The sequence below is a fragment of the Pseudomonas sp. Xaverov 259 genome, assembly GCF_019352915.1.
In the GTDB taxonomy this organism is placed as follows: Bacteria; Pseudomonadota; Gammaproteobacteria; order Pseudomonadales; family Pseudomonadaceae; genus Aquipseudomonas.
Window position 1 is genome coordinate 15,490 of the sequence record NZ_JAAAFV010000057.1, and the last position, 26,942, is coordinate 42,431.

General features: G+C 60.0%; 21 protein-coding genes. 15 read left to right on the forward strand and 6 right to left on the reverse strand.

Annotation, left to right across the window (positions count from 1 at the left end; genetic code table 11):
* Positions 1 to 78: 78 nt before the first annotated feature.
* Complete coding sequence (locus tag K0H48_RS22820; protein ID WP_219269302.1) at positions 79 to 396, forward strand: Rieske (2Fe-2S) protein; 318 nt, start codon at positions 79 to 81, stop codon at positions 394 to 396.
* On the opposite strand, the gene sfsA is transcribed toward K0H48_RS22820, so the two are convergent.
* Complete coding sequence (sfsA, locus tag K0H48_RS22825; protein ID WP_219269303.1) at positions 393 to 1,106, reverse strand: DNA/RNA nuclease SfsA; 714 nt, start codon at positions 1,104 to 1,106, stop codon at positions 393 to 395. The two genes, K0H48_RS22820 and sfsA, sit on opposite strands and share 4 nt — an antisense overlap.
* The gene (locus K0H48_RS22830) at positions 1,106 to 2,278 is read right to left on the reverse strand and encodes a pyridoxal phosphate-dependent aminotransferase (RefSeq protein WP_219269304.1); all 1,173 of its coding nucleotides are present in this window, start codon (positions 2,276 to 2,278) and stop codon (positions 1,106 to 1,108) included. Before K0H48_RS22830 ends, sfsA begins: the two co-directional genes overlap by 1 nt.
* 321 nt (positions 2,279 to 2,599) lie before the next feature.
* Here K0H48_RS22830 and dksA point away from each other — a divergent pair, with 321 nt between their 5' ends.
* The 14 genes from dksA (at position 2,600) to K0H48_RS22900 (ending at position 22,133) form a co-directional block, all read left to right on the forward strand.
* On the forward strand, positions 2,600 to 3,043 hold the full coding sequence (dksA, locus tag K0H48_RS22835) for an RNA polymerase-binding protein DksA (protein ID WP_003194150.1): 444 nt from the start codon (positions 2,600 to 2,602) through the stop codon (positions 3,041 to 3,043).
* A 95-nt stretch (positions 3,044 to 3,138) separates the two neighbouring features.
* On the forward strand, positions 3,139 to 4,026 hold the full coding sequence (gluQRS, locus tag K0H48_RS22840; RefSeq protein WP_219269305.1) for a tRNA glutamyl-Q(34) synthetase GluQRS: 888 nt from the start codon (positions 3,139 to 3,141) through the stop codon (positions 4,024 to 4,026).
* Between the two features lie 62 nt (positions 4,027 to 4,088).
* Positions 4,089 to 4,265, forward strand: coding sequence for a hypothetical protein (locus tag K0H48_RS22845; RefSeq protein ID WP_003176118.1), 177 nt, complete (start codon positions 4,089 to 4,091; stop codon positions 4,263 to 4,265).
* Positions 4,249 to 7,203: a sensor histidine kinase gene (locus K0H48_RS22850; protein ID WP_219269306.1), complete on the forward strand. Its 2,955-nt coding sequence runs from the start codon at positions 4,249 to 4,251 to the stop codon at positions 7,201 to 7,203. Before K0H48_RS22845 ends, K0H48_RS22850 begins: the two co-directional genes overlap by 17 nt.
* A 22-nt stretch (positions 7,204 to 7,225) precedes the next feature.
* The gene (locus tag K0H48_RS22855; protein WP_219269307.1) at positions 7,226 to 8,656 is read left to right on the forward strand and encodes a sigma-54 dependent transcriptional regulator; all 1,431 of its coding nucleotides are present in this window, start codon (positions 7,226 to 7,228) and stop codon (positions 8,654 to 8,656) included.
* A gap of 707 nt (positions 8,657 to 9,363) precedes the next feature.
* The gene (locus K0H48_RS22860; protein ID WP_219269308.1) at positions 9,364 to 10,767 is read left to right on the forward strand and encodes a polynucleotide adenylyltransferase PcnB; all 1,404 of its coding nucleotides are present in this window, start codon (positions 9,364 to 9,366) and stop codon (positions 10,765 to 10,767) included.
* Positions 10,768 to 10,769: 2 nt separating this feature from the next.
* Positions 10,770 to 11,255: a 2-amino-4-hydroxy-6-hydroxymethyldihydropteridine diphosphokinase gene (gene folK / locus K0H48_RS22865; protein WP_219269309.1), complete on the forward strand. Its 486-nt coding sequence runs from the start codon at positions 10,770 to 10,772 to the stop codon at positions 11,253 to 11,255.
* A gap of 315 nt (positions 11,256 to 11,570) precedes the next feature.
* Positions 11,571 to 12,371, forward strand: coding sequence for a 3-methyl-2-oxobutanoate hydroxymethyltransferase (gene panB, locus K0H48_RS22870; protein ID WP_069786517.1), 801 nt, complete (start codon positions 11,571 to 11,573; stop codon positions 12,369 to 12,371).
* The gene (gene panC, locus K0H48_RS22875; protein ID WP_219269310.1) at positions 12,368 to 13,219 is read left to right on the forward strand and encodes a pantoate--beta-alanine ligase; all 852 of its coding nucleotides are present in this window, start codon (positions 12,368 to 12,370) and stop codon (positions 13,217 to 13,219) included. The genes panB and panC overlap by 4 nt, the downstream gene beginning before the upstream one ends.
* A 224-nt stretch (positions 13,220 to 13,443) precedes the next feature.
* Positions 13,444 to 15,108: a glucose-6-phosphate isomerase gene (pgi, locus tag K0H48_RS22880; RefSeq protein WP_065911187.1), complete on the forward strand. Its 1,665-nt coding sequence runs from the start codon at positions 13,444 to 13,446 to the stop codon at positions 15,106 to 15,108.
* Between the two features lie 105 nt (positions 15,109 to 15,213).
* Positions 15,214 to 17,151 carry an acetate--CoA ligase gene (acs, locus tag K0H48_RS22885; RefSeq protein ID WP_219269311.1) on the forward strand — a complete coding sequence of 646 codons (1,938 nt, stop codon included), beginning with the start codon at positions 15,214 to 15,216 and terminating at the stop codon, positions 17,149 to 17,151.
* Between the two features lie 18 nt (positions 17,152 to 17,169).
* On the forward strand, positions 17,170 to 18,039 hold the full coding sequence (locus tag K0H48_RS22890; protein ID WP_219269312.1) for an oxygenase MpaB family protein: 870 nt from the start codon (positions 17,170 to 17,172) through the stop codon (positions 18,037 to 18,039).
* Positions 18,040 to 18,095: 56 nt separating this feature from the next.
* A complete protein-coding gene (locus K0H48_RS22895; RefSeq protein ID WP_219269313.1) occupies positions 18,096 to 19,112 on the forward strand; it encodes a class I SAM-dependent rRNA methyltransferase in 1,017 nt (338 codons plus the stop codon).
* 87 nt (positions 19,113 to 19,199) lie between these two features.
* On the forward strand, positions 19,200 to 22,133 hold the full coding sequence (locus tag K0H48_RS22900) for a DUF748 domain-containing protein (RefSeq protein WP_219269314.1): 2,934 nt from the start codon (positions 19,200 to 19,202) through the stop codon (positions 22,131 to 22,133).
* A 307-nt stretch (positions 22,134 to 22,440) separates the two neighbouring features.
* Here the strand turns inward: K0H48_RS22900 and K0H48_RS22905 are convergent, their stop codons facing one another.
* The 4 genes from K0H48_RS22905 to truB all read right to left on the reverse strand — a co-directional run bounded on the left by K0H48_RS22905 (position 22,441) and on the right by truB (position 26,939).
* Complete coding sequence (locus K0H48_RS22905; RefSeq protein WP_219269315.1) at positions 22,441 to 23,040, reverse strand: BON domain-containing protein; 600 nt, start codon at positions 23,038 to 23,040, stop codon at positions 22,441 to 22,443.
* Positions 23,041 to 23,335: 295 nt separating this feature from the next.
* Positions 23,336 to 25,441 (reverse strand): polyribonucleotide nucleotidyltransferase, encoded by a 2,106-nt coding sequence (pnp, locus tag K0H48_RS22910; RefSeq protein WP_219269316.1) that lies wholly within the window; start codon positions 25,439 to 25,441, stop codon positions 23,336 to 23,338.
* Between the two features lie 195 nt (positions 25,442 to 25,636).
* Positions 25,637 to 25,906 carry a 30S ribosomal protein S15 gene (gene rpsO, locus K0H48_RS22915; protein WP_219269317.1) on the reverse strand — a complete coding sequence of 90 codons (270 nt, stop codon included), beginning with the start codon at positions 25,904 to 25,906 and terminating at the stop codon, positions 25,637 to 25,639.
* 115 nt (positions 25,907 to 26,021) lie between these two features.
* Positions 26,022 to 26,939: a tRNA pseudouridine(55) synthase TruB gene (truB, locus tag K0H48_RS22920; protein WP_017139248.1), complete on the reverse strand. Its 918-nt coding sequence runs from the start codon at positions 26,937 to 26,939 to the stop codon at positions 26,022 to 26,024.
* Positions 26,940 to 26,942: the final 3 nt, after the last annotated feature.

Below are 26,942 nucleotides of genomic sequence, written 5' to 3' on the forward strand. Positions count from 1 at the left end.
AGCACCCAACCAGCTAACGGGCGAAGCCAGCATTTGATAATTGTTTGCATTTGAACGTCAAGGCACTTAAGGATTGTTATGAAGTTTCTCTGCCCCTCAGATGCCCTCGCGCCCAACAGCAGCCGTGGTTTTGAAATAGACGGTTGCAAAGTGTTGGCCGTGCGCCGTGACGGCGCGGCCTACTTCTACCTCAACCGCTGCCCCCATCGCGGCATCCCGCTGGAATGGCAGCCCGATCAGTTCCTGGACAGCAGCGCCAGCCTGATCCAGTGCGCCACCCACGGCGCACTGTTCTTGATCGAAAGCGGCGAATGCATCGCCGGGCCATGCGCGGGCCAAAACCTTAAAGCCCTGCCCGGCCGCGAAGACGCCCAAGGCCTGTGGGTGCAACTCTAGTCGCCGATCAATACATCCAGGCGCCGGTCGATGATAATTTCCTGCGGCGTGACCCGCGCACCATAAGCCAACACCTCCACACCGGCCGCCTTGGCCTCGCGTAGTGCCGCGGCATAACCCGCATCGATTTCTACCGCCGGGCGTACAGCGTCGATCCCCGACAGGTTGACGCAATACAACTGCACCGCACGCACGCCCTCGCGCGCCAGGTGCGCCAACTCGCGCAAATGCTTGGCGCCACGTTGGGTCACCGCGTCGGGAAAGGCTGCCACCGGCGAGCCATCAAAGCCCAGTGTGACGCTCTTGACCTCCACATACGCCGCGCCCTGTGGGTACTCCAGGCGAAAATCGATACGGCTTTTTTCCTGGCCGTAAGGCACTTCGCGCTTCAAGGCGCTAAAGCCGTTGAGTTCAGTGATCACCCCGGCGCGCAACGCCTCCTCCACCAGTTGGTTGGCACGCGCTGTGTTGACGCACGCCAGCCGGCCTTGGGGGGTTTCGGCAATTTCCCAGGTGCCTGGCAACTTACGCTTGGGGTCTGTGGAGCGACTGAACCAGACCTGGCCGCCCTCCACCATGCAATTGAGCATCGAGCCGGTGTTAGGGCAGTGAATGGTCAGCAACTCGCCGGTCAGCGTTTCGATATCGGTGAGAAAGCGCTTGTAGCGGCGGATCAGCCGCCCTTCTTCGAGGGGAGGATTAAAACGCATCAGCCTTGCCAGCTCCGTAAGCCACGGGCAATGCGTTGCACCGCTTCCTGTAGCCGATCGAGGTTTTGCGTGTAAGCAAAACGCACATGGTGGCCGGCCTGATAACGACCGAAATCCAGGCCCGGCGTAAACGCCACATGTTCGGTTTCGAGGAAATGACGGCAAAACGCGAAGGCATCACCGCCGAACGTGCTGATATCGGCGTACAAGTAGAACGCGCCTTCGGGCTCTACGGCGATGCCGAAACCCAACTCGCGCAAAGCCGGCAGCAGAAAATCCCGGCGGCGCCCGAACTCGGCGCGGCGCTCTTCCAGAATGCTCAGGGTCTGCTCGGTGAAACACGCCAGCGCGGCGTACTGGGCCATGCTCGGCGCGCTGATGTAGAGGTTCTGCGCCAGCTTCTCCAGTTCGCCCACCGCCGCCGGTGGCGCCACCAGCCAGCCGAGGCGCCAGCCGGTCATGCCGAAATACTTCGAAAAACTATTTAAGACGAAGGCCTCGTCGTCGACTTCCAGCACGCTGGCGGCATCGGTGCCATAGGTGAGGCCGTGATAGATCTCGTCCACCACCAAATGGCCGTTACGCGCCTTGATGGCACTGGACAACCCCGCCAGTTCGTCGCGGATAAGAATGGTGCCGGTCGGGTTGGCCGGCGAGGCCACCAGCGCGCCAACGCTGTCTGCATTCCAGTGTTTGGCCACCAGCTCGGCGGTCAATTGGTAGCGCACGTCCGGGCCAACCGGTACCAACTGCGCCGCGCCTTCGACCAGGCGCAGGAAATGTCGGTTGCACGGGTAGCCTGGGTCCGCCAACAGCCAGTGCTTGCCCGGATCGACCAGCAGGCTGCTGGCCAGCAGCAACGCGCCAGAGCCACCGGGGGTGATCAGAATGCGCTCAGGGTCGACACTCAGGCCATAGCGCTGCTGGTAAAAACCACTGATGGCCTGGCGCAGCTCGGGCAGCCCACGGGCCGCGGTATAGCGCGTCTTACCGTTGGCCAGCGCGGCCTGGCCGGCCTGGATAATCGGCTCGGCCGTGGTGAAATCCGGCTCGCCGATTTCCAGGTGGATAACATCATGGCCGGCCGCCTGCAGTTCATTGGCTCGCGCCAGCAGCGCCATGACGTGAAAAGGTTCGATGGCGCGACTGCGCGCACTGTAGGGCTGGGCCATTAGCCTTCCTTAGACGGTGAGAACAAAATTCGGATTCTACCGAACCCGCGCGGTAAAACATGCTCTATTGCCTGCTCGGTCGTCCGTGATGAACCGAGCAAGCGCCTGCAAAACGACTAAAATCAACATTCGAGACAGGCTATACCCAGCCATGGCGGGCTATGACGGTTTGCAAGCCGGCCACGTTGGGCCTCGACAACCGGGAGTGGCGCACCCCGAATCTATCTGGTAAGTTCGCCCGCTTGCAGCCGCAGGGCCGGCAGGTGTCGGTGACGTTGCAATCCTGCGCAATGGATTAGAAGAGTGAGAGGCGGTCTATTCATGTCCACCCAAGCAAAGCAACAGCAGACTCAAGGCCTCGGCGGCTTCGAACCCTATGTGGAAAAAAAGGGCGAGGAGTACATGGGCGAGCCCATGCGCGAGCACTTCACCAAGATCCTGAACAAGTGGAAACAGGACTTGATGCAGGAGGTTGACCGTACCGTTGACCACATGAAGGACGAGGCAGCCAACTTTCCTGATCCGGCCGACCGTGCGAGCCAGGAAGAAGAGTTCGCCCTTGAACTGCGTGCGCGTGATCGAGAGCGCAAGCTGATCAAGAAGATCGACAAGACCCTGCAACTGATCAAGGACGAGGAATACGGCTGGTGCGAATCCTGCGGCGTCGAGATTGGTATTCGCCGCCTGGAAGCCCGCCCAACCGCGGACCTGTGCGTAGACTGCAAGACCTTGGCTGAAATCAAGGAAAAACAGGTCGGCAAGTAATCCTGCCGGGCTGAATGCAAAAAACGAAAAATGGGGCGTGCAAACGCTCCATTTTTGTTTCTGGCGTTCGGCTTTTTTCCAGTAGTATCCGGCCCATGACAGCCTCTACCTACATCGGGCGTTTCGCCCCTACGCCCAGCGGCCACCTGCACTTCGGTTCGCTGGTTGCCGCCCTCGCCTCCTACCTCGATGCCCGCGCCAATCACGGCCGCTGGCTGATGCGCATGGAAGACCTCGACCCACCCCGTGAAGAACCCGGCGCCCAGACCGCAATCCTGCACGCCCTGGAAAGCTATGGCTTCGAGTGGGATGGGGAACTGGTCCGACAAAGCGAGCGGCATGATGCCTACGCCAAAGTCTTGGACGACCTGTTCAACCACGGCCTGGCTTACGCCTGTACGTGCTCACGCAAACAGCTGGAGCCCTATCACGGGATCTATCCAGGCCTGTGCCGCAACCTCGGGCATGAGCAGCAAAACGCGGCGATCCGTTTGCGCGCACCGGAGCTGGAATATCACTTCACCGACCGTGTGCAAGGCGAATTCCGACAGCACCTGGGCCGTGATGTGGGCGACTTCATCATCCGCCGTCGCGATGGCTTGTACGCCTATCAACTGGCGGTAGTGCTCGACGATGCCTGGCAAGGTGTCACCGACATCGTGCGCGGTGCCGACCTGCTCGATTCCACGCCGCGCCAGTTGTACCTGCAAGAACTGCTGGGCCTGCGCCAACCGCGCTACCTGCATGTGCCGCTGATCACCCAGCCGGACGGCAACAAACTGGGTAAATCCTACCGTTCACCGCCATTGACACCTGACCAGGCCACGCCTTTGCTATTGAGGGCGTTGCGCGCCCTCGGCCAGCAACCCGGCAGCGAACTGTTGCACGCCAGCCCACGGGAACTGCTGGATTGGGGCATTGCACACTGGGATGCCAGCCGGATCCCGCGCACACTCACGCTGGCCGAAGCGCAATTGAGTTGAAGGCGCTTGCAGCTTGCCAAGCATCCGTTACCATCGCGGCAGTTTTTTAATCAGAGGCCAACATGTACATCTATCGATTGGTCCTGCTGCTGGTCGTCGGGATCTACCTGTTTTCCCCGGCCATCATGGATTGGTGGATCGACGCCACGGGCGCCTGGTACCGCCCTTATCTGCTGTGGTTGATCCTGATCGTCGTGACTTTCATCCTGCAGAGCCAAAAAGATGCCGATGAGCTTTAGCCTCACCCAGATGCTGCTGATCAGCGCCGCCTACCTGGCCGCGTTGTTCGGTGTGGCCTGGATCAGTGAGCGCGGAATGATTCCGCGGGCGATCATTCGCCATCCGTTGACCTACACCTTGTCCCTTGGCGTCTACGCCAGCGCCTGGGCATTTTATGGCACCGTGGGGCTGGCCTATCAGTATGGCTACGGCTTTCTGTCCAGTTACCTGGGCGTGTCCGGCGCGTTTCTGCTGGCGCCGGTGTTGCTGTACCCGATCCTGAAAATCACTCGCACCTATCAGCTATCGTCCTTGGCGGACTTGTTTGCCTTCCGCTTTCGCAGCACCTGGGCAGGCGCGCTGACCACGATCTTCATGCTGATCGGCGTGCTGCCGTTGCTGGCCCTGCAGATCCAGGCCGTGGCCGACTCCATCAGCATCCTCACCCGCGAGCCGGTACAGCATCGCGTCGCCCTGGCTTTCTGCGCGCTGATCACGCTGTTCACGATTTTCTTTGGCTCGCGCCATATCGCCACCCGCGAGAAGCACGAAGGCCTGGTGTTTGCGATTGCCTTCGAGTCGGTGATCAAGCTGATCGCCATCGGCGGTGTCGGCCTGTATGCGTTGTACGGCGTATTCGATGGGCCGCAACAGCTGGAGCTGTGGCTGCTGCAAAACCAGACTGCCCTCGCCGCTTTGCACACCCCGTTGCAGGAAGGCCCGTGGCGCACGTTGCTGCTGGTGTTCTTTGCCTCCGCGATCGTGATGCCGCACATGTATCACATGACGTTCACCGAGAACCTCAACCCGCGCTCGTTAGTGAGTGCAAGCTGGGGCTTGCCGCTGTTCCTGCTGCTGATGAGCCTGGCGGTGCCACTGATCCTGTGGGCCGGCCTCAAGCTCGGCGCCACTACCAACCCCGAATACTTCACCCTTGGCGTCGGTATTGCCGCCAACAGCAAATCCCTCGCATTGCTGGCTTACGTTGGCGGTTTGTCGGCAGCCAGTGGCTTGATCATCGTCACCACGCTGGCACTCTCCGGTATGGCGCTCAATCACCTGGTGCTGCCGCTGTACCAGCCGCCAGCCGAAGGCAATATCTACCGCTGGCTGAAATGGACGCGTCGCGCGCTGATCGTCGCGATCATCATGGCCGGCTTTGGTTTCTACCTGATGTTGGGTGCCGGGCAAGACCTGGCCCACCTCGGCATCGTTGCGTTCGTCGCCACCTTGCAGTTCCTGCCGGGCGTGTTGTCGGTACTGTACTGGCCGACGGCCAACCGTCGCGGGTTTATCGCCGGGCTGCTGGCTGGCATCCTGGTGTGGATTGTCACCATGCTGCTGCCGTTGGTCGGCAACCTGCAGGGCTTCTATATCCCGCTGCTGAACATGATCTACGTGCTGGACGACACCAGCTGGCACATGGCAGCGATCGCCTCCTTGGCCGCCAACGTGCTGATGTTTACCTTGATCTCGTTGTTCACCAACGCCAGCTCGGAAGAAACCAGCGCAGCCGAAGCCTGTGCGGTGGATAACGTGCGGCGCCCGCAACGTCGCGAGCTGCACGCGGCCTCACCGCAGGAATTCGCCACGCAACTGGCCAAACCCTTAGGCGCCAAAGCTGCACAAAAGGAAGTCGAGCAGGCACTGCGCGACCTTTACCTGCCGTTTGATGAGCGCCGCCCCTATGCCCTGCGCCGTTTGCGTGACCGCATCGAGGCCAACCTGTCCGGCCTGATGGGGCCGAGCGTGTCCCAGGACATGGTGGAAACCTTCTTGCCCTACAAAGCCGGCGGCGAAAACTACGTCACCGAAGACATCCATTTCATCGAGAGCCGGCTGGAGGACTACCACTCACGCCTCACCGGCCTTGCCGCCGAACTCGACGCCCTGCGCCGTTACCATCGCCAGACCCTGCAGGAACTGCCGATGGGCGTGTGTTCCCTGGCCAAGGATCAAGAGATCCTGATGTGGAACAAGGCCATGGAAGAACTCACCGGCATCGCCGCCCAGCGTGTGGTGGGCTCACGCCTGAATACCCTCGGCGAGCCCTGGAAAGAACTGTTGCAAGGTTTTATCAACCTGCCCGACGAGCACTTGCACAAACAGCACCTGGCGCTGGACGGCCAGACCCGCTGGCTCAACCTGCACAAAGCCGCGATCGACGAGCCGCTGGCACCCGGTAACAGTGGCCTGGTGCTGCTGGTGGAAGACCTGACCGAAACCCAGATGCTCGAAGACAAACTGGTGCACTCCGAGCGCCTGGCCAGCATCGGTCGCCTGGCCGCGGGTGTGGCCCACGAAATCGGCAACCCGATCACCGGTATCGCGTGCCTGGCGCAAAACCTGCGCGAAGAGCGCGAGGAAGACGCCGAAATTACCGAAATCAGCGGGCAGATCCTCGAGCAGACCAAGCGCGTGTCACGCATCGTGCAGTCGCTGATGAGCTTCGCCCACGCCGGCGCGCATCAGAACCTGGACGAAGCGGTGTGCCTGGCGGAAGTGGCGCAGGATGCCATTGGGCTGCTGGCCTTGAACCGGCGCAATTTCGAAGTACAGTTTTTTAACCTGTGCGACCCGGACCACTGGGTCGACGGCGACTCCCAACGCTTGGCGCAGGTGCTGATCAACCTGCTTTCAAACGCCCGTGACGCAACCCCTGCCGGCAGTGCGGTACGCGTCAAGAGCGAGGCTTTCGAGCACACGGTCGACCTGATCGTGGAGGATGAAGGCAGCGGTATTCCACAGAACATCATGGACCGATTGTTCGAACCTTTCTTCACCACCAAGGACCCGGGTGAAGGTACCGGTCTGGGCCTTGCACTGGTCTATTCCATCGTTGAAGAGCATTATGGACAAATCACCATCGACAGCCCGGCTGACACCGAAAGCCAACGCGGCACCCGTATTCGGGTGACCTTGCCGCGTCATGTCGAAGCGACGTCCGCTGTGAACTGAGACCGTCGAGAGAATTGAATCAATGCCGCACATTTTGATCGTCGAAGACGAAACCATTATCCGCTCTGCCTTGCGTCGCCTGCTTGAACGTAATCAGTACCAGGTCAGCGAAGCCGGCTCTGTGCAGGAAGCACAGGAGCGATTCAGCATTCCCACGTTCGACCTGATTGTCAGCGACCTGCGCCTGCCGGGCGCGCCGGGTACCGAGCTGATCAAGCTGGGCCAGGGCACGCCCGTGCTGATCATGACCAGCTACGCCAGCCTGCGCTCGGCCGTGGACTCGATGAAGATGGGCGCGGTGGATTACATCGCCAAGCCTTTCGATCACGACGAAATGCTCCAGGCCGTGGCGCGCATCCTGCGTGACCGTCAGTCGGCCGGCAGTGCGCCCGCCGAACAGCGTCCAACCGGCAAGGCCGCCGAGAAGCCGGGTGTCGATAACAGTAACGGCGAGATCGGCATCATCGGCTCCTGCCCACCCATGCAGGACCTGTACAGCAAGATCCGCAAAGTGGCGCCGACCGATTCCAATGTATTGATCCAGGGCGAGTCGGGCACCGGTAAAGAGCTGGTGGCCCGCGCCCTGCACAACCTGTCCAAGCGCGCCAAAGCGCCGATGATTTCGGTGAACTGTGCGGCGATCCCCGAATCCCTGATCGAATCCGAACTGTTCGGCCACGAGAAAGGTGCATTTACCGGTGCCAGTGCCGGGCGGGCTGGGTTGGTCGAGGCGGCGGACGGCGGCACCTTGTTCCTCGACGAAATCGGCGAACTGCCCCTGGAAGCCCAGGCGCGCTTGCTGCGCGTGTTGCAGGAAGGCGAGATCCGCCGGGTTGGCTCGGTGCAATCACAGAAGGTCGATGTGCGCCTGATCGCCGCGACCCACCGTGACCTCAAGAGCCTGGCCAAGATCGGCCAGTTCCGGGAAGACTTGTATTACCGCCTGCACGTCATCGCCCTCAAGCTGCCGGCCTTGCGCGAGCGTGGCGCCGACGTCAACGAAATCGCCAACGCGTTCCTGCTGCGCCAGAGCGCGCGCATCAACCGTACTGACCTCAAGTTTTCCGCCGACGCCGAACAGGCGATTCGGCATTACTCGTGGCCGGGTAACGTGCGCGAACTGGAGAACGCGGTCGAACGCGCGGTGATTCTGTCCGAGAGCCCGGAGATTTCTGCCGAGCTGCTGGGTATCGATATCGAGCTGAGCGACCTGGAAGACGACGACTTCATTGGCCTGGCCCCGCAACAGGGCGGTGGCAGCAATACCAGCCATGAGCCGACCGAAGATCTGTCACTGGAAGACTACTTCCAGCACTTCGTGCTTGAGCACCAAGACCATATGACCGAAACCGAGCTGGCCCGCAAGCTGGGCGTGAGCCGCAAGTGCCTGTGGGAACGCCGCCAACGCCTGGGCATTCCACGGCGCAAGACCGGGGTGGCCAGCGAAAGCTGAGGGCGCGCCCCCACAGGTAACACCCTCAGATGTGAAAAAACTGTTACCGCGACATTTTCACGTAACAGAAGCCGGGGCTTACGGTAACGAAGCCCCGGCTTTTTTTGCCCTCCAAAAAGCCAAAACCAGCTCAAACCCCTGGTTTTGCTGGGCGGCACAAAAGTTGGCACGCACCCTGCTATATGCTTAGTACAAAAACAATAACAAGCTTTGTACAAGACAATAAAAATAAGACGAATCGACTCACGCATAACAAAAACAACACGGCGGAGGCGCAGCTAACTGATTCTTTTGGAGAGGCGTTGCATTTGGGGCTTGCCCCGCAACCAGGCCGAGAACAACAAAAACTGCCCTAAGGCAGAGCCTGAACTGGTTGGATCGTAGATCAGCAACACAGCGACCAAAGCAATCCGTTTGCTCTTGGCTCCCGATTGGGAGTGTCATGAAGGTGAAGCTTCATGGCGAGGGCGATCAACAAAAACAAGAAGCCCGCAACCATAATAAAAATAGAGCACGCAACTACTTCTGGGGGAGCTTCGGCTCCCCTTGTGGTTTCCGGCATTCGACCGCTGAACAACCTTCTTTAAGCGTCTGGCGCAAGCCTTGCAGCTTGTTCCTACACCATCCCTCGACTAAATGCTAGAATCCCCGCCCATCATGCGGTCATTCTTCGTTATGGCCGAACATTCCTTCAAACAGTGCATCCCATGCTGAAGAAGTTGTTCCAGTCATTCCGTTCCCCCTTGCGTCGTACGCAACACATTCGCAGCACGCCTGAAGTGCTTAACAGCAATCAGCATTCATTGCAGCGCGCTCAATTCAGCCGTTATGCAGTGAACATCGTCGAACGTTTGCAAAACGCCGGCTACCAGGCTTATCTGGTGGGCGGTTGCGTACGTGACATGCTGCTCAATATCACGCCCAAGGATTTCGACGTCGCCACCAGCGCCACGCCGGAGCAGGTGCGTGCCGAGTTTCGCAATGCGCGAATCATCGGCCGCCGCTTCAAGTTGGTGCACATCCACTTTGGTCGCGAAATCATCGAGGTCGCGACGTTCCGCGCAGGCCATCCGCAAAACGATGATGAGGAAGACACCAATCAGTCTTCCCGCAACGAGAGCGGCCGCATCCTGCGTGACAATGTGTACGGCACCTTGGAAGAAGACGCGCAGCGCCGCGACTTCACCATCAACGCCTTGTATTACGACCCGGTCAGCGAGCGCATTCTCGATTACGCCAATGGCGTACACGATATTCGCAACAACCTGATCCGCCTGATTGGCGACCCGACGCAGCGTTACCAGGAAGACCCGGTACGCATGCTGCGCGCCGTGCGGTTTGCCGCCAAGCTGAACTTCGGCATCGAGAAACACACCGCCGCGCCGATTCGCGAACTGGCGCCGATGCTGCGGGAAATCCCTTCGGCACGCCTGTTCGAAGAAGTGCTCAAGTTGTTCCTCTCGGGTTATGCCGCCGACACCTTCGAAATGCTCGTCGACCTGCAACTGTTCGACCCGTTGTTCCCGGCCAGCGCCGAGGCACTGGAACACAACCCGACGTACACCCACACGCTGATCAGCGAAGCGTTGGTCAACACCGACCTGCGCATCAAGCAGAATAAACCGGTAACGCCGGCGTTCCTGTTTGCCGCCCTGCTGTGGCCGGCCCTGCCCAAGCGCGTATTGCGCCTGCAGGACCGTGGCATGCCGCCGATCCCGGCCATGCAGGAAGCTGCCCACGAGCTGATCGCCGAACAGTGCCAGCGCATCGCCATTCCAAAACGTTTCACCATGCCGATCCGCGAGATCTGGGACATGCAGGAGCGCCTGCCGCGCCGCAGCGGCAAACGCGCCGACCTGTTGCTGGACAACCCGCGCTTCCGTGCCGGCTACGACTTCCTGCTGCTACGTGAAAGCGCCGGCGAGCAGACCGACGGCCTGGGCGAATGGTGGACCGATTACCAGGACGCCAATGACAGCCAGCGCCGCGACATGATTCGCGACCTCGGCAGCAAAGGCGATGGCGAAGGCACTGGCCCGAAAAAACGTCGTCGCAGCGGCACTAAGCGCAAGCGCAGCGCGGCCGATGCCTCGGGCGCTGCGGGCGAATAAACGTGGAACGCATCTACATCGGCATGGGCAGCAACCTGGCTGCCCCGGACCAGCAATTGCGCAGCGCTGTCGAAGCCCTGGCGCAATTGCCCGGCACGGCCCTCGTTGGCGTGTCGGCGTTCTATCAAAGTGACTCCCTGCTCCCGGGCCAGCCGCGCTACACCAATGCGGTCGCCGCCCTGGACAGTGATCTTGCGCCACTGGATCTGCTCGATGCGCTGCAAGCCATCGAAAACGACCAAGGCCGCGAGCGCCTGGAACGCTGGGGGCCACGCACCCTGGACCTGGATATCCTGCTGTTTGGCGAGCGACTGATCGATGAGCCGCGCCTCAAGGTGCCGCACTATCAGATGCATCTGCGCGCCTTTGTGCTGTACCCATTGGCAGAGCTGATACCCGCCGACCTGCAACTGCCCAATGGCCAAACACTCGGAGAGCTGCTGGCAGCCTGCCCGTTTGTCGGCCTGGAACGCCTGCCCCAAGACTGACCCGGTCAATGTGGGAGCTGGCTTGCCTGCGATGCGGGCAACTCGGTACACCCGCTATTGCGCGGCGATGCCATCGCAGGCAAGCCAGCTCCCACCCGTAACAGCGGTAACACCCCACTCGTAACAATGCGGTAACACATCCAATTGACTTCCCGTGTCCTCATCACGACTATAGGCGTCCCGCTGCCGCCAACGCGGCGCTGAAGGGCGCAATCCAGGCCTTATAAGCACTGCTCTCAAGACAGTGCGCCTGTATACACAAAGACTCACGCGCGTTACTCGCTGTTTCCAAGCGCCTGAACGAGGACCCTTTCCATGCCAGACATTACCCTGACCACCTTGCAGAGCCTCAAGCTCAAAGGTGAAAAAATCACCATGCTGACCTGCTATGACGCCACCTTCGCCCACGCCAGCTGCGAAGCCGGGGTTGAAGTGCTGCTGATTGGCGACTCACTGGGCATGGTTCTTCAAGGGAATGACAGCACCCTGCCGGTCACCACTGACGAACTCGCGTACCACACGGCCAGCGTCAAACGCGGTAACAACGGCGCCTTCATCATCGCTGACCTGCCGTTCATGGGTTACGCCACCCTTGAACAAACCTTCCAGAACGCCGGCAAGCTGATGCAAGCCGGTGCCCACATGATCAAAGTCGAAGGCGCGGTATGGCTGGCGGAGTCGATCCGGCTGCTGGCTGAGCGCGGCGTTCCGGTGTGCGTGCACATGGGCCTGACACCGCAGTCGGTGAATATCTTCGGCGGCTACAAGGTGCAAGGTCGCAACGAAGCCCAGGCGCGCCAGATGCGTGCGGATGCGATTGCCCTGGAACAAGCCGGCGCCGCGATGATCCTGCTCGAATGCGTGCCCAGCGAACTGGCGGCAGAAATTACCCAAGCGGTCAAAGTGCCGGTGATCGGCATTGGCGCAGGTTCAGCCACCGACGGCCAGGTGCTGGTGGTACACGACATGCTCGGCCTGTCGCTGACCGGCCGTGCGCCAAAATTCGTAAAAAACTTCATGGCCGGCCAAGACAGCATCCAGGCAGCCCTGGCCGCCTACGTGCGTGAAGTCAAAGCCGTGACCTTCCCAGCCGACGAACACGGGTTCTCTGCATGAACACCGTTAAAACCGTAAGAGAACTGCGCGCCGCCGTCGCCCACGCGCGCAGTGCCGGCAAGCGCATTGGCTTTGTGCCCACCATGGGCAACCTGCACAGCGGCCACGCCACCCTGGTGACCAAGGCCGCACAGCAATCGGACTTTGTGGTGGCGAGCATTTTCGTCAACCCGCTGCAGTTCGGCGCCGGCGAAGACCTGGACAAGTACCCGCGCACGCTGGCCGCCGACCAGGAAAAGCTGCTGCAAGCCGGTTGCAACCTGTTGTTTGCGCCCACCGTCGAGGAAATGTACCCCGGCGGCATGACCGGCCAGACCCGCGTGAGTGTCCCGCAACTGTCCGAAGGCCTGTGCGGCGCCAGCCGGCCCGGGCACTTCGAAGGTGTCGCCACGGTGGTGAGCAAGCTGTTCAACATGGTCCAGCCGGACATGGCAGTGTTTGGCCAGAAGGACTACCAGCAACTGGCGGTCATCCGCGCCATGGTGCATGACCTGAACATGCCCATCCAGATCATCGGCGAGCCTACCGTGCGTGCCGCCGACGGCCTGGCGCTGTCATCTCGCAACGGTTACCTCACCGAAGAACAGCGCGCGATTGCGCCGGTCCTCTACCGCAGCCTCAGCCAGATTGCGGCGGCTATAAAGGGCGGCGAGCAGGATTTCGCCAAGCTGCGTGCCGAACAGATCGCGCAGATTGAAGCGGCCGGGCTGCGCATGGACTACCTGGAGGTGCGCCAAGGCGTGCACCTGCGTGCGGCCACGCCTGAGGATCGGGATATCGTCATCCTCGTGGCGGCCTACCTGGGTGCCACACGCCTGATCGACAACCTGCATTTGACCCTCAACTGACCCCGCCAGGCACTTCGCCTGTTGCCCTGATCGCTGCGCCGGTATAAAAAAGTACCGGCGACAGCGCAGACAAAGCCAAGACATATCGACACGCTAGGTTTAATGTAATCGCCCTGCGCCATTGTTGGCGCTGACCGGACTCAAACGCCTGATGAAAGACTCAACGTTCCGGATTTAGAAGTGTCCTAAAGGCAAGTCCCCGTAATAAAAGGAAACCCGCAGCGATGGCGTACTACCGCACTCCTCATGACGTTACCGCTCTGCCCGCTTGGCAAGCGCTCAATCAACATCGCCAAGCCATGCAGGATTTCAGCATGCGCGACGCGTTCAATGCCGATCCCCAGCGCTTTTCCCAGTTCACCTTGAGCAGCTGCGGGCTTTTCCTCGATTACTCGAAAAACCTGATCACCGCCGAAACCCGCGCCTTGCTCGTGAACCTGGCCAATGAAGTCGGCCTGAAAGACGCGATCAACGCGCTGTACGCAGGCGAACCGGTCAACTCTTCCGAAGGCCGCCCCGCCCTGCACACCGCGCTGCGCCGCCCAGTGGGCGACAAGCTGTCGGTCAACGGCGTGAACATCATGCCGGACGTGCACAAGGTGCTGAACCAGATCACTGACCTGGTCGGCCGCATCCACGACGGCCTGTGGCGTGGTTACACCGAGAAGCCGATCACTGACGTGGTGAATATCGGCATCGGTGGCTCGTTCCTCGGCCCGGAGCTGGTCTCCGAGGCATTGCTGTCTTACGCCCACAAAGGCGTGCGCTGCCACTACCTGGCAAACATCGACGGCAGCGAGTTCCACGAGCTGACCCAGAAGCTGCGCGCCGAGACCACGCTGTTTATCGTCTCGTCCAAATCCTTCAACACCCTCGAAACCCTGAAAAACGCCCAGGCCGCCCGCGCCTGGTACCTGGCCCAGGGTGGCTCGGAAGCCGAGCTGTACCGTCACTTCATCGCCGTATCGAGCAACAACGCGGCGGCCGTGGCGTTCGGTATTCGTGAAGAGAACATCTTCCCGATGTGGGACTGGGTCGGCGGCCGTTACTCGCTGTGGTCGGCCATTGGCTTGCCAATCGCTCTGGCTATCGGCATGTCCAACTTCAAAGAGCTGTTGTCCGGTGCCTACACCATGGACCAGCACTTCCAGAACGCCTCGTTCGAGCAAAACATGCCGGTGCTGCTGGGCCTGCTGGGCGTGTGGTACGGCAACTTCTGGGGTGCGCAGAGCCACGCGATCCTGCCGTACGACCACTACCTGCGTAACATCACCAAGCATTTGCAACAGCTGGACATGGAGTCCAACGGCAAAAGCGTGCGCCAGGACGGCACGCCGGTGTCGACCGATACGGGCCCGGTGATCTGGGGCGGCGTCGGCTGCAACGGTCAGCATGCTTACCACCAGTTGCTGCACCAGGGGACCCAACTGATCCCGGCCGACTTCATTGTGCCGATCGTCAGCTTCAACCCGGTGTCCGACCACCACCAGTGGCTGTACGCCAACTGCCTGTCCCAGAGCCAGGCACTGATGCTCGGCAAGACCCGCAGCGAAGCCGAGGCAGAGTTGCGCGAAAAAGGCCTGCCGGAAGCCGAAGTGCAGAAGCTGGCGCCCCACAAGGTGATCCCGGGCAACCGTCCGAGCAACACCATCGTGGTCGAGCGCATCAGCCCACGTCGCTTGGGCGCACTGGTCGCCATGTATGAACACAAAGTGTTTGTACAAAGCGTGGTTTGGGGCATCAACGCCTTCGACCAATGGGGCGTGGAGTTGGGCAAGGAGCTGGGCAAAGGCGTCTATAACCGCCTCACCGGCGCCGAAGAAACCCTGGCCGACGATGCGTCGACCCAAGGCCTGATCAACTACTTCCGCGGTCGTCACCGCGGCTGAGGCCGGTACACCAAGGCCAACGTCCGTTTGGACGTTGGCCTTGAACCCTCTCCCCACAGCGTGCATCTTTATGCCTTGTCGCCAAAACAAGAATAAGGACCGCTCATGTTCGATATCAGCACATACCCCAACGCCGATGCCGTCCGCCAGGTCGCGCAGCTCAGTCAAGACGAGTACCAGCGCCTCTATCGCCAATCCATTGAGCAACCCGATACTTTCTGGGCTGAACAGGCCAAGGGCTTTCTCGACTGGATCAAACCCTGGCACACCGTGCAGCACTCGGACATTACTACCGGCGCTGCCCAGTGGTTTGCCGGCGGCCAACTGAACGTCAGCTACAACTGCATCGACCGTCACCTGGCGCAACGCGCCGACCAGCCAGCCTTTATCTGGGAAGGCGACGATCCTGCAAAGTCCGCCAAAATCTCCTACCGCCAACTCCACCAAAACGTCAGCCGCCTGGCCAATGTGCTGAAAAGCCGTGGGGTAAAAAAAGGCGACCGGGTGTGTATCTACATGCCAATGATCCCGGAAGCCGCCTACGCCATGCTGGCTTGCACGCGGATTGGCGCAGTGCACTCGGTGGTGTTCGGCGGCTTCTCTCCAGACGCCCTGCGCGACCGCATCCTCGATGCCGACTGCCGCACCGTGATCACCGCCGATGAAGGCGTGCGCGGCGGCAAGCCGGTGGCGCTGAAAAAGAATGTCGACAAAGCCCTGGCCAGTTGCCCGAACGTCAGCACGGTGCTGGTGGTGGAGCGCACCGGTGCGGAGCTTGACTGGGTAGCAGGCCGCGACCTCAAGTATCAAGCCGCCCTGGACGCCGCCAGCGCTGATTGCCCGCCCGAGCCGATGGACGCCGAAGACCCGCTGTTTATCCTTTACACCTCCGGCAGCACCGGCAAACCCAAGGGCGTGCTGCACACCACCGGCGGCTACCTGCTGCAAGCGGCGATGACCTTCAAGTACGTGCTCGACTACCGTGATGGCGAAGTGTTCTGGTGTACCGCCGACGTGGGTTGGGTCACCGGCCACAGCTATATCGTGTATGGGCCGCTGGCCAATGGTGCGACGTCACTGATGTTCGAAGGTGTGCCGAGCTACCCGGACAGCTCGCGCTTCTGGCAGGTCATCGATAAACACCACGTGAATATCTTCTACACCGCGCCCACCGCACTGCGTGCGCTGATGCGTGAGGGCCACGGGCCGCTGGAGAACACCTCGCGCGCCAGCCTGCGCCTGCTGGGCAGCGTCGGTGAGCCAATCAACCCCGAAGCCTGGGATTGGTACTTCAACGCCGTGGGCGAGCAACGCTGCCCGATTGTCGACACCTGGTGGCAGACCGAAACCGGCGGCATCATGCTCAGCCCGCTGGTCAGCGCCCAACGGATCAAACCCGGTTGCGCCACCCAACCGATGTTTGGCGTGCAACCCGTGCTGCTGGATGAACACGGCAAGGAGTTCAGCGGCGCCGGCAGTGGCGTGCTGGCTATCAAGGCCAGTTGGCCGGGGCAGATCCGCAGCGTCTACGGCGACCCCCAGCGCATGCTCGACACCTATTTCAAACCCTACCCCGGCTACTACTTCACCGGCGACGGTGCGCGCCGCGATGAGGATGGCGACTACTGGATCACCGGCCGCATCGATGACGTGATCAACGTGTCCGGCCACCGCATCGGCACTGCCGAGGTGGAAAGCGCGCTGGTGCTGCATGACCAGGTGGCCGAAGCCGCTGTGGTCGGTTACCCCCACGACGTCAAAGGCCAGGGCATCTATGCCTTTGTCACCCCCATGAACGGCGTCGAGCCCAGCGATGAGCTGAAAAAGCACCTGCTCGAGCTGGTCAGCAAGGAAATCGGCAGCTTTGCCAAGCCGGAACTGATCCAATGGGCGCCGGCCTTGCCGAAAACCCGCTCGGGCAAGATCATGCGGCGTATTTTGCGCAAGATCGCCTGCAACGAACTCGACAGCCTCGGCGACACCTCGACCCTCGCCGACCCGAGCGTGGTAGACGGCTTGATCGACAAACGCTTGAACCGATAGGAGCCACCCAGAGTCGCCATGGAATTTATCCGCAGCCGTATCGAAACCCAGCTGATGAGCCTCACCGGCTTGTCACTGGGTCAGTTGGACCTGGAAAATCCCAAGGGCGACCCGGGCCTGTTCGGGCCGGACTCTGTGAGCTGGCAGGTGCATGGCGACTTCAGCAGCATGCTGATCGGCGGTATCAGCGCGTTGATGTTGCAAGCCTTGCACCCGCTGGCTCTGGCCGGCGTGTGGGACCATTCCAACTTTCGCCAGGACATGCTCGGGCGCTTGCGCCGCACCTCGCAGTTTATTTCCGGCACCACGTTCGGCTCACGCCAGGACGCCGAATGGCTGATTGAAAAGGTGCGCACCATCCACCTGCAAGTGGTCGGGCATGCACCGGATGGGCGAGCCTATGCGGCCAGCGACCCGGAGCTGCTGACGTGGGTACACGTGGCGGAGGTCAGCAATTTTCTGGCGGCGCACCTGCGTTATCGCAACCCGCATCTGTCGGGTCGTGATCAGGACCGCTACTACAGTGAAATAGCCTTGGTGGCCGAGCGATTGGGCGCACGCCACGTTCCGCGTTCACGGCAGGAAATTTCCGATTATCTGGCGCGCATTCGTCCACAACTGCTGTGCGACGATCGCAGCCGCGAAGTGCTGCGCCTGCTGGTTAATGCGCCCGCGCCCAGCACCTTGGCCAAGCCCTTTGGCAGCTTGATGATGCAGGCCGGTATCGATCTGCTGCCGGATTGGGCCAGTGCCATGCTTGAGCAACACCAGAGCCCGCTGCAACGCCAAATGATCCGCGCCGGGGTCAAGCGCAGCGCGCCCTTGCTGCGTTGGGCCATGCGCAATGGTTCGGTGCAACGCGCCCAGCGGCGGATGGGGTTGATGTAGCCTGGCGCCTATAACTGTTAAACTTCGCGCCCTCTTTTACCCGCAAGGCGCGCTCCATGACTCCCTTGAATCAGGCGCTGCGCGCCGCTCTCAACCATCGCCAAGACCTGATCAACGAGCTGCACGCCCAAGGCACCGACTGCTACCGGTTGTTCCATGGCAGCCAGGAAGGCGCCGGCGGCTTGACCATTGACCGTTACGGTCCGCAATTGCTGGTGCAAACCTTCCACCAGTCACTGCAAACCGAGGCGCTGCTGGACCTGTATCAACAGATCAACCAGTTCATGGGCCTGGAACTGCAGCTGGTGTACAACGACCGCTCCCGTGGCAACTCGCGCATCGACCGTGAAGACACGGTGTACCGCGCCGAGCCTGCGGCGTTGGAAGATCAGGTAGGACACGAATGGGGCCTCAACTACCGTGTACGCGGGCGCCATGCCGGGCAAGACCCACTGCTGTTCCTGGACCTGCGCAACACCCGTGGCTGGGTCAAGGACCACAGCGCCGGCAAAAGCGTGCTGAACCTCTTCGCCTACACCTGTGGCGTAGGCTTGAGCGCCGCAGCCGGGGGCGCGCGTGAGGTGTGCAACCTGGACTTCGCCGAAGGCAACCTGGCGGTGGGGCGCGAAAACGGTCTGCTCAACCCGCAATTGCCAACCATGGATTTCGTGCAGTCCGACTACTTCCCGGCGATTCGCCAACTGGCCGGCTTGCCGATCACCCAACGGCGCGGGCAGAAGCTGCCCAGCTATCCACGCCTGGAGCAGCGCCAGTTCGACCTGGTGCTGCTCGATCCACCCGCGTGGGCCAAGAGTGCTTTCGGCACCGTCGACCTGCTGCGCGACTATCAGAGCCTGCTCAAGCCCGCACTGCTGGCCACCGCCGACAATGGCGTGTTGATCTGCTGCAACAACCTGGCAAAAGTCAGCATGGATGACTGGCGTGAACAGGTACTGCGATGCGCCGAAAAAGCCGGCCGCCCGGTACGCGAGTGGCAAATCATGACGCCGGGTGCGGACTTCCCTTCGCAAGATCAACAGCCACCGTTGAAGACCTTGATCCTGCAGTTGTAGTACTTTTCCCAAGGAGCCCAGTACTTCGGAACCGAAAACCCGTGCCATACTCCAAGGCACTCTCGTTCTACATAGATGGCGTCACTCATGCCCAAAGGATTGATCCGCGCCGCTGGCGCCTTGTTGACCGCCCTGGCTCTGTACAGCTTGCTGGGTTTTCTGATTTTGCCGGGCATTGCCCTTCGCATTGCCAACCAACAACTGGCCAATTACGCCACGGTGCCGGCCCGCATTGAGCGCATCGAGCTCAACCCGTTCAGCCTGGAGCTGACGCTGTGGGGCTTGAAGATCGGCGAACCGGGCAAGGAACAAGTCGGTTTCGAGCGCCTGTACGCCAACTTGCAGATCGACAGTCTCTGGACGCGCGCGCTGCACCTGGCCGACGTACAACTGGACCAGCCGAAGACCGAAGTGCTGTTCGACAAAACCGGCCAGTTGAACCTGGCGCAGCTGTTCAAGCTGCCGCCGAGTGAGCCGACCCCGGCCGACCCGAATGCCAAGCCGTTCCCGCTGCGTATCGACAGCATCAAGCTGGCCGGCGGCTACGTGTACTTTCGCGACCTGCGCCCCAGCGAGCCGATTGAATTCCTCTACGACAAACTCGACTTCGAACTGAAAAACCTCAGCACCTTGCCCGAAGACAACGCCGACATGACCCTGGTGGCGGCCGGCCCTGAAGGCGGGCAGATCGACTGGAAAGGCAATTTCAGCCTGGTGCCGATCACGTCCGAAGGCACCCTGAAAGTCACCGATGGCAAGATGAAAGCCTGGTGGCCGTATGTACGAGACGCCCTGCCGCTGGTGCTTGAAGACGGCGTGCTGAACTTCAGCACCGAGTATAAATTCAGCCTGGCCAAAGAAACCGAACTGAACCTGACCAACACCGCCGCGAGCATCGCGCCCTTTGCGATCAAGGCGCCGGATGGCCGGCCACTGGTACGCCTGGAACGCCTGGACGTCAGCGAAACCACGGTGGACCTGGCCAAACAGCAAGTAGTGGTCGGCAAGATCCGCAGCAACAAGCTGGAAACCTGGGCCGCCCGCGAAGCCGATGGGCAACTTGACTGGCAGAAACTGTTCGCCAGCCAACCGAGCAAACCGGCCAAGGAACTCAAGCCTGCCAGCGCGCCTGCAACCGCCGATACGCCAAACGCCGCACCTGCCGCACCGAGCAAACCCTGGCAAGTGCTGCTCAAGGACGTGCAACTGCGTAACTATCAAGTGCACCTGGCGGACCGTGCTGCCAAACCGGCAGTCGCATTGGAGCTAGGCCCGCTGAATGTCGACGTGCAGAACTTCGACAGCCTCAACAAGAGCCCCTTTACCCTGAAGGTCGACTCCGGCCTGGGCAAGCAAGGCAAAATCAGCGCAACCGGCGAAGTCAACCTCAACCCGGTCAGCGCCAAGTTGAAAGTAAACACCCAGGACATCGACCTGCGGGTCGCGCAATCCTATATCAGCCCGTTTATCCGCCTCGAACTGCGCAGCGGCATGTTGGGCAGCAACCTGGATGTGAACCTTAAAAGCACCGAGCCCTTAGCGCTGCAGGTCACCGGACGCGCTCAGGTCGACCAGTTGCACACCCTGGACACCCTCAAGACCCGCGACTTTCTCAAGTGGCAGCGCCTTGTACTCGAAGGCGTCAACTACCAGCACGGTGACAGCCTGTCGATCGACAAGGTCAACCTGCTGCAGCCGTATGCGCGCTTTATGATCAACGATGACCGCACCACCAATATCGATGACTTGCTGATCCCGCAACCGGCTGACAGTGGCGCCAAGTCGGCAGCCAAGCCGGCGGCGAGCAAAGACAAGCCTTTGGGTATTCATATTGGGCAGATTGCGATCAACGACGGCTCGGCCAACTTCGCCGACTTCAGCCTTACGCCCAACTTCGCCACGGCTATCCAGCAACTCAACGGGCAGATTGGCACTATCGACAGTCGCCAGGCCAAGCCAGCCAGCGTCGACATCAAGGGTAAGGTGGATCGCTACGCGCCGGTGACGATCAAGGGCAGCGTCAACCCGTTTGACCCGATGGCGGCGCTGGACATCGCCACCAGCTTCAAGCGCGTCGAACTGACCACCTTGACCCCATATTCCGGCAAGTTCGCGGGTTTCCGCATTCGCAAGGGCCGGCTCAACCTCGATTTGCACTACGTGATCACCAAAGGCCAACTGAAGGCTGAAAACAAAGTGGTGGTTGAGCAATTGCAACTGGGTGAGAAGGTCGACAGTGCCGATGCCGTCGATTTGCCGATTCGCCTAGCCATTGCGCTGCTCAAGGACACTGACGGCAAGATCTCCATCGAACTGCCAGTAACCGGCGACTTGAATAACCCGCAGTTCAGCGTCATGCCGATTGTGTGGCAGACCCTGCGCAACCTGGTGGTGCGCGCAGCCACGGCGCCGTTCAAGTTTATCGGCGGGCTGGTCAGCGGTGGCGGCTCGGAAGACCTGGGTAACGTGTCGTTTGCCGCAGGCTCCAGCGAACTGAACAAAGAGGCCGAGGGTGCCCTGAACACCTTGGCCAAGGCACTGAAAGAGCGCCCTGCCCTGCGCCTTGAGATTGAAGGCACGGCGGCGGCCAGCAGCGATGGGCCTTTCATCGCCGCAGATCGCCTGGAGCGTGAATACCAGTACAACTACTACAAAATCCTCCAGCGTCGCGGCGACAAAGTGCCAGCCCAGGCTTCCTTGCTGGTTGTGCCGGAGAAGGAAAAAGCGCCCTTGCTGGAAGGCATCTACCGCACCCGCCTCAAGCAACAACCGCCGGCTGAATGGAAAGACCTGAGCAGCGATGATCGCACCGCGAAGCTGCGTGATGGCTTGATCAAGTTCTGGGGCGCCAGTGACGTCTTGCTGCGTCAATTGGGGCAGGACCGTGCCAGCACTATCAAGGACTACCTGGTGGACAAAGGCCAGCTGGAAGATGACCGGGTGTACTTCATTGACGCGAGCCTTGGGCAAGCGGAGAAAGATGGCAGAGTGGTAACGCCGATGCATCTGGATGCTGAGTAACATTCAACTAAAACAGATCTAAATGTGGGAGCGGGCTTGTGTGGGAGCTGGCTTGCCTGCGATGCAAACACCTCGGTTGTTCAGTTAAACCCGGGTGATGCTATCGCAGGCAAGCCAGCTCCCACAGTTGATCTTCATTTGTCCTGCGAATCTTTCCGACCCCTGAATAGAACAGGCCCCGACACAAGTGCCGGGGCCTGTAATGACCACATCCGTGTGGTCGGTCGCATGAACTCCAGAGGTGCATCGGGTGGATATCTAACTCACCCTAAGCCGCCGCCGTCTAGCTCAGACGATGCGTGTAGCGTTACTGAACGGTCAGACCATCAGCCGATACAGATTTAACGCCTTTGATTTTCTTGGTGATCGCAACTGCGGTGTCTTTCTGAGCCTGGGTCACAGCAGCAGTCGACGACAGGGACACTACACCGTGGTTGGTTTCGACTTTGATGTCGGTACCAGGAATGCCTTTCTCGGTGACCAGATCGGATTTCACTTTAGTGGTGATCCAGGTGTCCGAAGTGCTGGTCTTGGCTTTGTCGACGTTGTCGGCTTTAGCTACGCCACCAGCCAGCAGGCCATCAGCGGAAACAGCTTTAACACCTTTGATTTTCTTGGTGATTGCTACAGCAGTGGCTTTCTGCGAGTCAGAGACTGCTACTGTCGAGGACAGGGAAACCACACCTTTGTTGGTTTCAACCTTGATGTCCGAACCAGGAATGCCTTTCTCGGTCAGCAGATCAGCTTTTACTTTGGTGGTGATCCAAGTGTCCGAAGTGGACTCTTTAGCCTTGGTCATTTCACCGGCCGCCAGGGTCATTGGGGCTTGGGAAGTCTGAGCAAAGGCTACGTTAGCACCCATGGCCAGAGTCAGAGCGGTAGCAGTAGCGAGAGCGAACTTCTTCATACGAGTAACTCCTGTTTTATTAATAGTCTGCAGCGTGTAAACCTTGATGCTGCAGCGTTAACAGGGTTATTGCAGGCAGTGTGCCAAGTCGGCAATACGAATAAAATCCTTTATAAACAACAACTTATAAAAGCAGGTGATTTTCGAAATCGTGCATCTTGCATGAAGTCCATCGTGCCTGCATGCAAGTTGCGGCTTTTGGAATTTACTAAGCGACTGATTTCCCGGTACTTTCCTACGGGCATAAAAAAAGGACTCCGAAGAGTCCCTTTTTCAGCGTAGAGCCTGCGGGTAATTAAACGCCCGAAGCCTTGGCTGCTGCTACGTCCTTGATGGACAGCTTGATACGGCCGCGGTTGTCCACGTCCAGTACCAGCACTTCCACTTCCTGGCCTTCTTTGAGAATGTCGGTCACTTTCTCAACACGAGCGTCGCTCAGCATGGAGATGTGCACCAGACCGTCTTTGCCCGGCAGAATGTTGACGAATGCGCCGAAGTCGACGATGCGCTCAACCTTACCCACGTAGATCTTGCCGATCTCGGCTTCAGCGGTGATGCCCAGAACGCGCTGACGTGCAGCTTCAGCCGCTTCCTTGGTTTCGCCGAAGATCTTGATCGAACCGTCGTCTTCGATGTCGATCGAAGCCTTGGTTTCTTCACAGATCGCACGGATAGTCGCGCCGCCTTTACCGATAACATCACGGATTTTGTCGGTGTCGATTTTCATCGCGATCATGGTCGGAGCATTTTCCGACAGTTCGGTGCGGGACTGACCAATGATCTGGTTCATCTGACCGAGGATGTTCAGGCGCGCTTCCAGGGCTTGGCCCAGAGCGATTTCCATGATTTCTTCGGTGATGCCCTTGATCTTGATGTCCATCTGCAGCGCGGTAACACCTTTAGCGGTACCGGCTACTTTGAAGTCCATGTCGCCCAGGTGGTCTTCGTCGCCCAGGATGTCGGTCAGGATGGCGAACTTCTCGCCTTCTTTAACCAGGCCCATGGCGATACCGGCAACCGGTGCCTTCATCGGTACACCAGCGTCCATCAGTGCCAGGGAAGCACCGCAAACGGAAGCCATGGAGCTGGAACCGTTGGACTCAGTGATTTCCGACACAACACGGATGGTGTACGGGAACACGTCGGCAGCCGGCAGCATCGCGGAGATCGAACGACGAGCCAGACGGCCGTGACCGATTTCGCGACGACCAGCGCCACCCATGCGACCACACTCGCCCACCGAGAACGGAGGGAAGTTGTAGTGCAGCATGAACGGGTCTTTTTTCTCGCCTTCCAGGGTGTCCAGCAGTTGTGCGTCACGGGCAGTACCCAGTGTTGCAACGACCAGAGCCTGGGTTTCGCCACGGGTGAACAGCGCCGAACCGTGAGTCTTCGGCAGAACGCCGACTTCGATGTTCAGTGGGCGCACGGTGCGAGTGTCGCGACCGTCGATACGCGGCTTGCCGTTAACGATGTTTTCGCGAACGGTGCGGTATTCGATTTCGCCGAAGGCCGCTTTGACTTCGCTGGAAGAAGGCTGGCCTTCTTCACCGGACAGCTTGGCTACAACCTGATCCTTCAGCTCGCCCAGGCGCGCGTAACGGTCGGCCTTGACGGTGATGGTGTAGGCGTCGGAGATGGCAGCACCGAACTCGGAGCGGATAGCGCCCAGCAGTTCAGTCGCTTCAGCTTGTGGAGCCCAGGCCCATGTTGGCTTGGCAGCTTCGGCAGCCAGTTCTTTAACGGCCTTGATCACGCACTGGAACTCGTCGTGAGCAAACAGTACGGCGCCCAGCATCTGGTCTTCGGTCAGCTCTTTGGCTTCCGATTCAACCATCAATACGGCTTCAGAAGTACCGGCAACGACCATGTCCAGGCTCGACGCTTTCTGCTGCTCGTAAGTCGGGTTCAGCAGGTAGCCGGTGCTTTCGTGGAAGGCAACGCGCGCAGCGCCGATCGGGCCATCGAAAGGAATGCCGGAGATAGCCAGGGCAGCCGAGGTACCGATCATCGCAGCGATGTCCGGATCGGTCTTCTTGCTGGTGGAAACGACGGTGCAGACAACCTGCACTTCGTTCATGAAGCCTTCTGGGAACAGCGGACGGATCGGACGGTCGATCAGTCGGGAAGTCAGGGTTTCTTTCTCGGAAGGACGGCCTTCACGCTTGAAGAAACCACCAGGGATCTTACCGGCAGCGTAAGTCTTTTCCTGGTAGTGAACGGAAAGAGGGAAGAAGCCTTTGCTCGGGTCAGCGGTCTTGGCGCCAACAACGGTCACCAATACGGTAACGTCGTCGTCAACGGTAACCAGCACTGCGCCGGAGGCTTGACGGGCGATACGGCCTGTCTCGAGGGTAACGGTCGACTGACCGAACTGGAATTTTTTGATAACCGGGTTCACGGTGTCCTACCTTCTTTGTGGCTCTTGGGGGAACTTGTCTTCTTGCGAAATTCTTGGGCAATGCCGGGAATCGGCCCGACGCTCGTCCAGGGTAAAACGTGTATCCAGATAAAACTTGAGGCTGGGAGCCTGCCATGGGCCAGCGGGAATCCCACTGACACACGGCAGACAACCAACCTCTAGCGCAATCGCTTATTAGCGACGCAGACCCAGGCGACCGATCAGACCCTGATAACGAGCCAGGTCCTTGCCTTTCAGGTAGTCCAGCAGCTTACGGCGCTGGTTTACCATGCGGATCAGACCACGACGGGAGTGGTGATCTTTACCGTTGGCCTTGAAGTGACCTTGCAGCTTGTTGATGTTGTGGGTCAGCAGTGCAACTTGCACTTCTGGCGAACCAGTGTCACCAACAGCTTGCTGATAGTCAGCAACGATTTGTGCTTTTTCTTGAACGTCGAGAGCCATGAGGCAATCCTTTTTTCAGGAAACCACCCAAAGGGCAATTTCAACAGGCCAGGGACAAATCCCTGTATCTAAAAATGAGTGTTGACCGTGCCTGTTAACAGCCACACTCGTTCGGTCATTCTGACCGAATCAGTCTACGCGGCGCGATGCGCCCGTCTTCGCTCACTTCACCGATACCGATAAAGCGACCGTTATGATCCTGTACCCGCACCATACCGAACTTTGGAGCGTCCGGGGCACGTACCGGTTGGCCGTTGAGCCAGTAGAACGCGCTGTGCTCCGAGAAGTGCAGCAATGGCCAATCCAGCAAACCGCTGTCCGATGGCATCAGGAAGCGATCAACTGCTTCATTGCCGCCTTCGGCGTGTACCGCTTCCAACTCTTCCAGCGTGACCGTCTGGGCCAGGGTGAAAGGTCCGGCTTGAGTACGTCGCAACTCTGCAACGTATGCACCACAGCCCAGTTGCTCACCGATATCCTCCACCAGGGTACGAATATAGGTGCCTTTGCTGCAGTCCACCGACAATCGTGCGGTGTCGCCTTCACTGGCGAGCAATTCAAGCCGCGCAATAGTAACAGAACGCGGTTCGCGCTCCACTACTTCGCCCGCACGTGCCAGCTTGTAAAGAGGCTGGCCATCACGCTTGAGCGCCGAGTACATCGGCGGTATCTGACTGATTTGCCCACGAAAAGCGGGTAAAACGGCCTCGATATCAGCACGACCAACGGTCACGTCGCGAACCTGCAGAACATCACCTTCGGCATCGGCCGTGGTGGTGGTCTTGCCCAGTTGCATGAGGGTTTCGTAACCCTTGTCGGAATCGAGCAGGTATTGCGAGAACTTGGTGGCCTCGCCAAAGCACAACGGCAGCACGCCGGTGGCCAATGGGTCGAGGCTACCGGTGTGCCCGGCCTTCTCGGCATTGAGCAGCCAGCGAACCTTCTGCAGCGCGGCATTGGAGGTAAAGCCAATGGGCTTGTCGAGCAGAATGATGCCGCTGACGTTGCGACGGATACGTTTGACCTGAGCCACCGC

Bases quoted from the DNA above. Each gene is read 5' to 3' on its own strand.
- K0H48_RS22900 (WP_219269314.1), top strand. From the start codon at position 19,200: ATGCCCAAAGGATTGATCCGCGCCGCTGGCGCCTTGTTGACCGCCCTG.
- K0H48_RS22830 (WP_219269304.1), bottom strand. From the start codon at position 2,278: ATGGCCCAGCCCTACAGTGCGCGCAGTCGCGCCATCGAACCTTTTCAC.
- pgi (WP_065911187.1), top strand. From the start codon at position 13,444: ATGGCGTACTACCGCACTCCTCATGACGTTACCGCTCTGCCCGCTTGG.
- sfsA (WP_219269303.1), bottom strand. From the start codon at position 1,106: ATGCGTTTTAATCCTCCCCTCGAAGAAGGGCGGCTGATCCGCCGCTAC.
- dksA (WP_003194150.1), top strand. From the start codon at position 2,600: ATGTCCACCCAAGCAAAGCAACAGCAGACTCAAGGCCTCGGCGGCTTC.
- K0H48_RS22820 (WP_219269302.1), top strand. From the start codon at position 79: ATGAAGTTTCTCTGCCCCTCAGATGCCCTCGCGCCCAACAGCAGCCGT.
- gluQRS (WP_219269305.1), top strand. From the start codon at position 3,139: ATGACAGCCTCTACCTACATCGGGCGTTTCGCCCCTACGCCCAGCGGC.
- K0H48_RS22890 (WP_219269312.1), top strand. From the start codon at position 17,170: ATGGAATTTATCCGCAGCCGTATCGAAACCCAGCTGATGAGCCTCACC.
- rpsO (WP_219269317.1), bottom strand. From the start codon at position 25,906: ATGGCTCTCGACGTTCAAGAAAAAGCACAAATCGTTGCTGACTATCAG.
- panB (WP_069786517.1), top strand. From the start codon at position 11,571: ATGCCAGACATTACCCTGACCACCTTGCAGAGCCTCAAGCTCAAAGGT.
- K0H48_RS22845 (WP_003176118.1), top strand. From the start codon at position 4,089: ATGTACATCTATCGATTGGTCCTGCTGCTGGTCGTCGGGATCTACCTG.
- K0H48_RS22905 (WP_219269315.1), bottom strand. From the start codon at position 23,040: ATGAAGAAGTTCGCTCTCGCTACTGCTACCGCTCTGACTCTGGCCATG.
- K0H48_RS22855 (WP_219269307.1), top strand. From the start codon at position 7,226: ATGCCGCACATTTTGATCGTCGAAGACGAAACCATTATCCGCTCTGCC.
- panC (WP_219269310.1), top strand. From the start codon at position 12,368: ATGAACACCGTTAAAACCGTAAGAGAACTGCGCGCCGCCGTCGCCCAC.
- K0H48_RS22860 (WP_219269308.1), top strand. From the start codon at position 9,364: ATGCTGAAGAAGTTGTTCCAGTCATTCCGTTCCCCCTTGCGTCGTACG.
- K0H48_RS22895 (WP_219269313.1), top strand. From the start codon at position 18,096: ATGACTCCCTTGAATCAGGCGCTGCGCGCCGCTCTCAACCATCGCCAA.
- acs (WP_219269311.1), top strand. From the start codon at position 15,214: ATGTTCGATATCAGCACATACCCCAACGCCGATGCCGTCCGCCAGGTC.
- K0H48_RS22850 (WP_219269306.1), top strand. From the start codon at position 4,249: ATGCCGATGAGCTTTAGCCTCACCCAGATGCTGCTGATCAGCGCCGCC.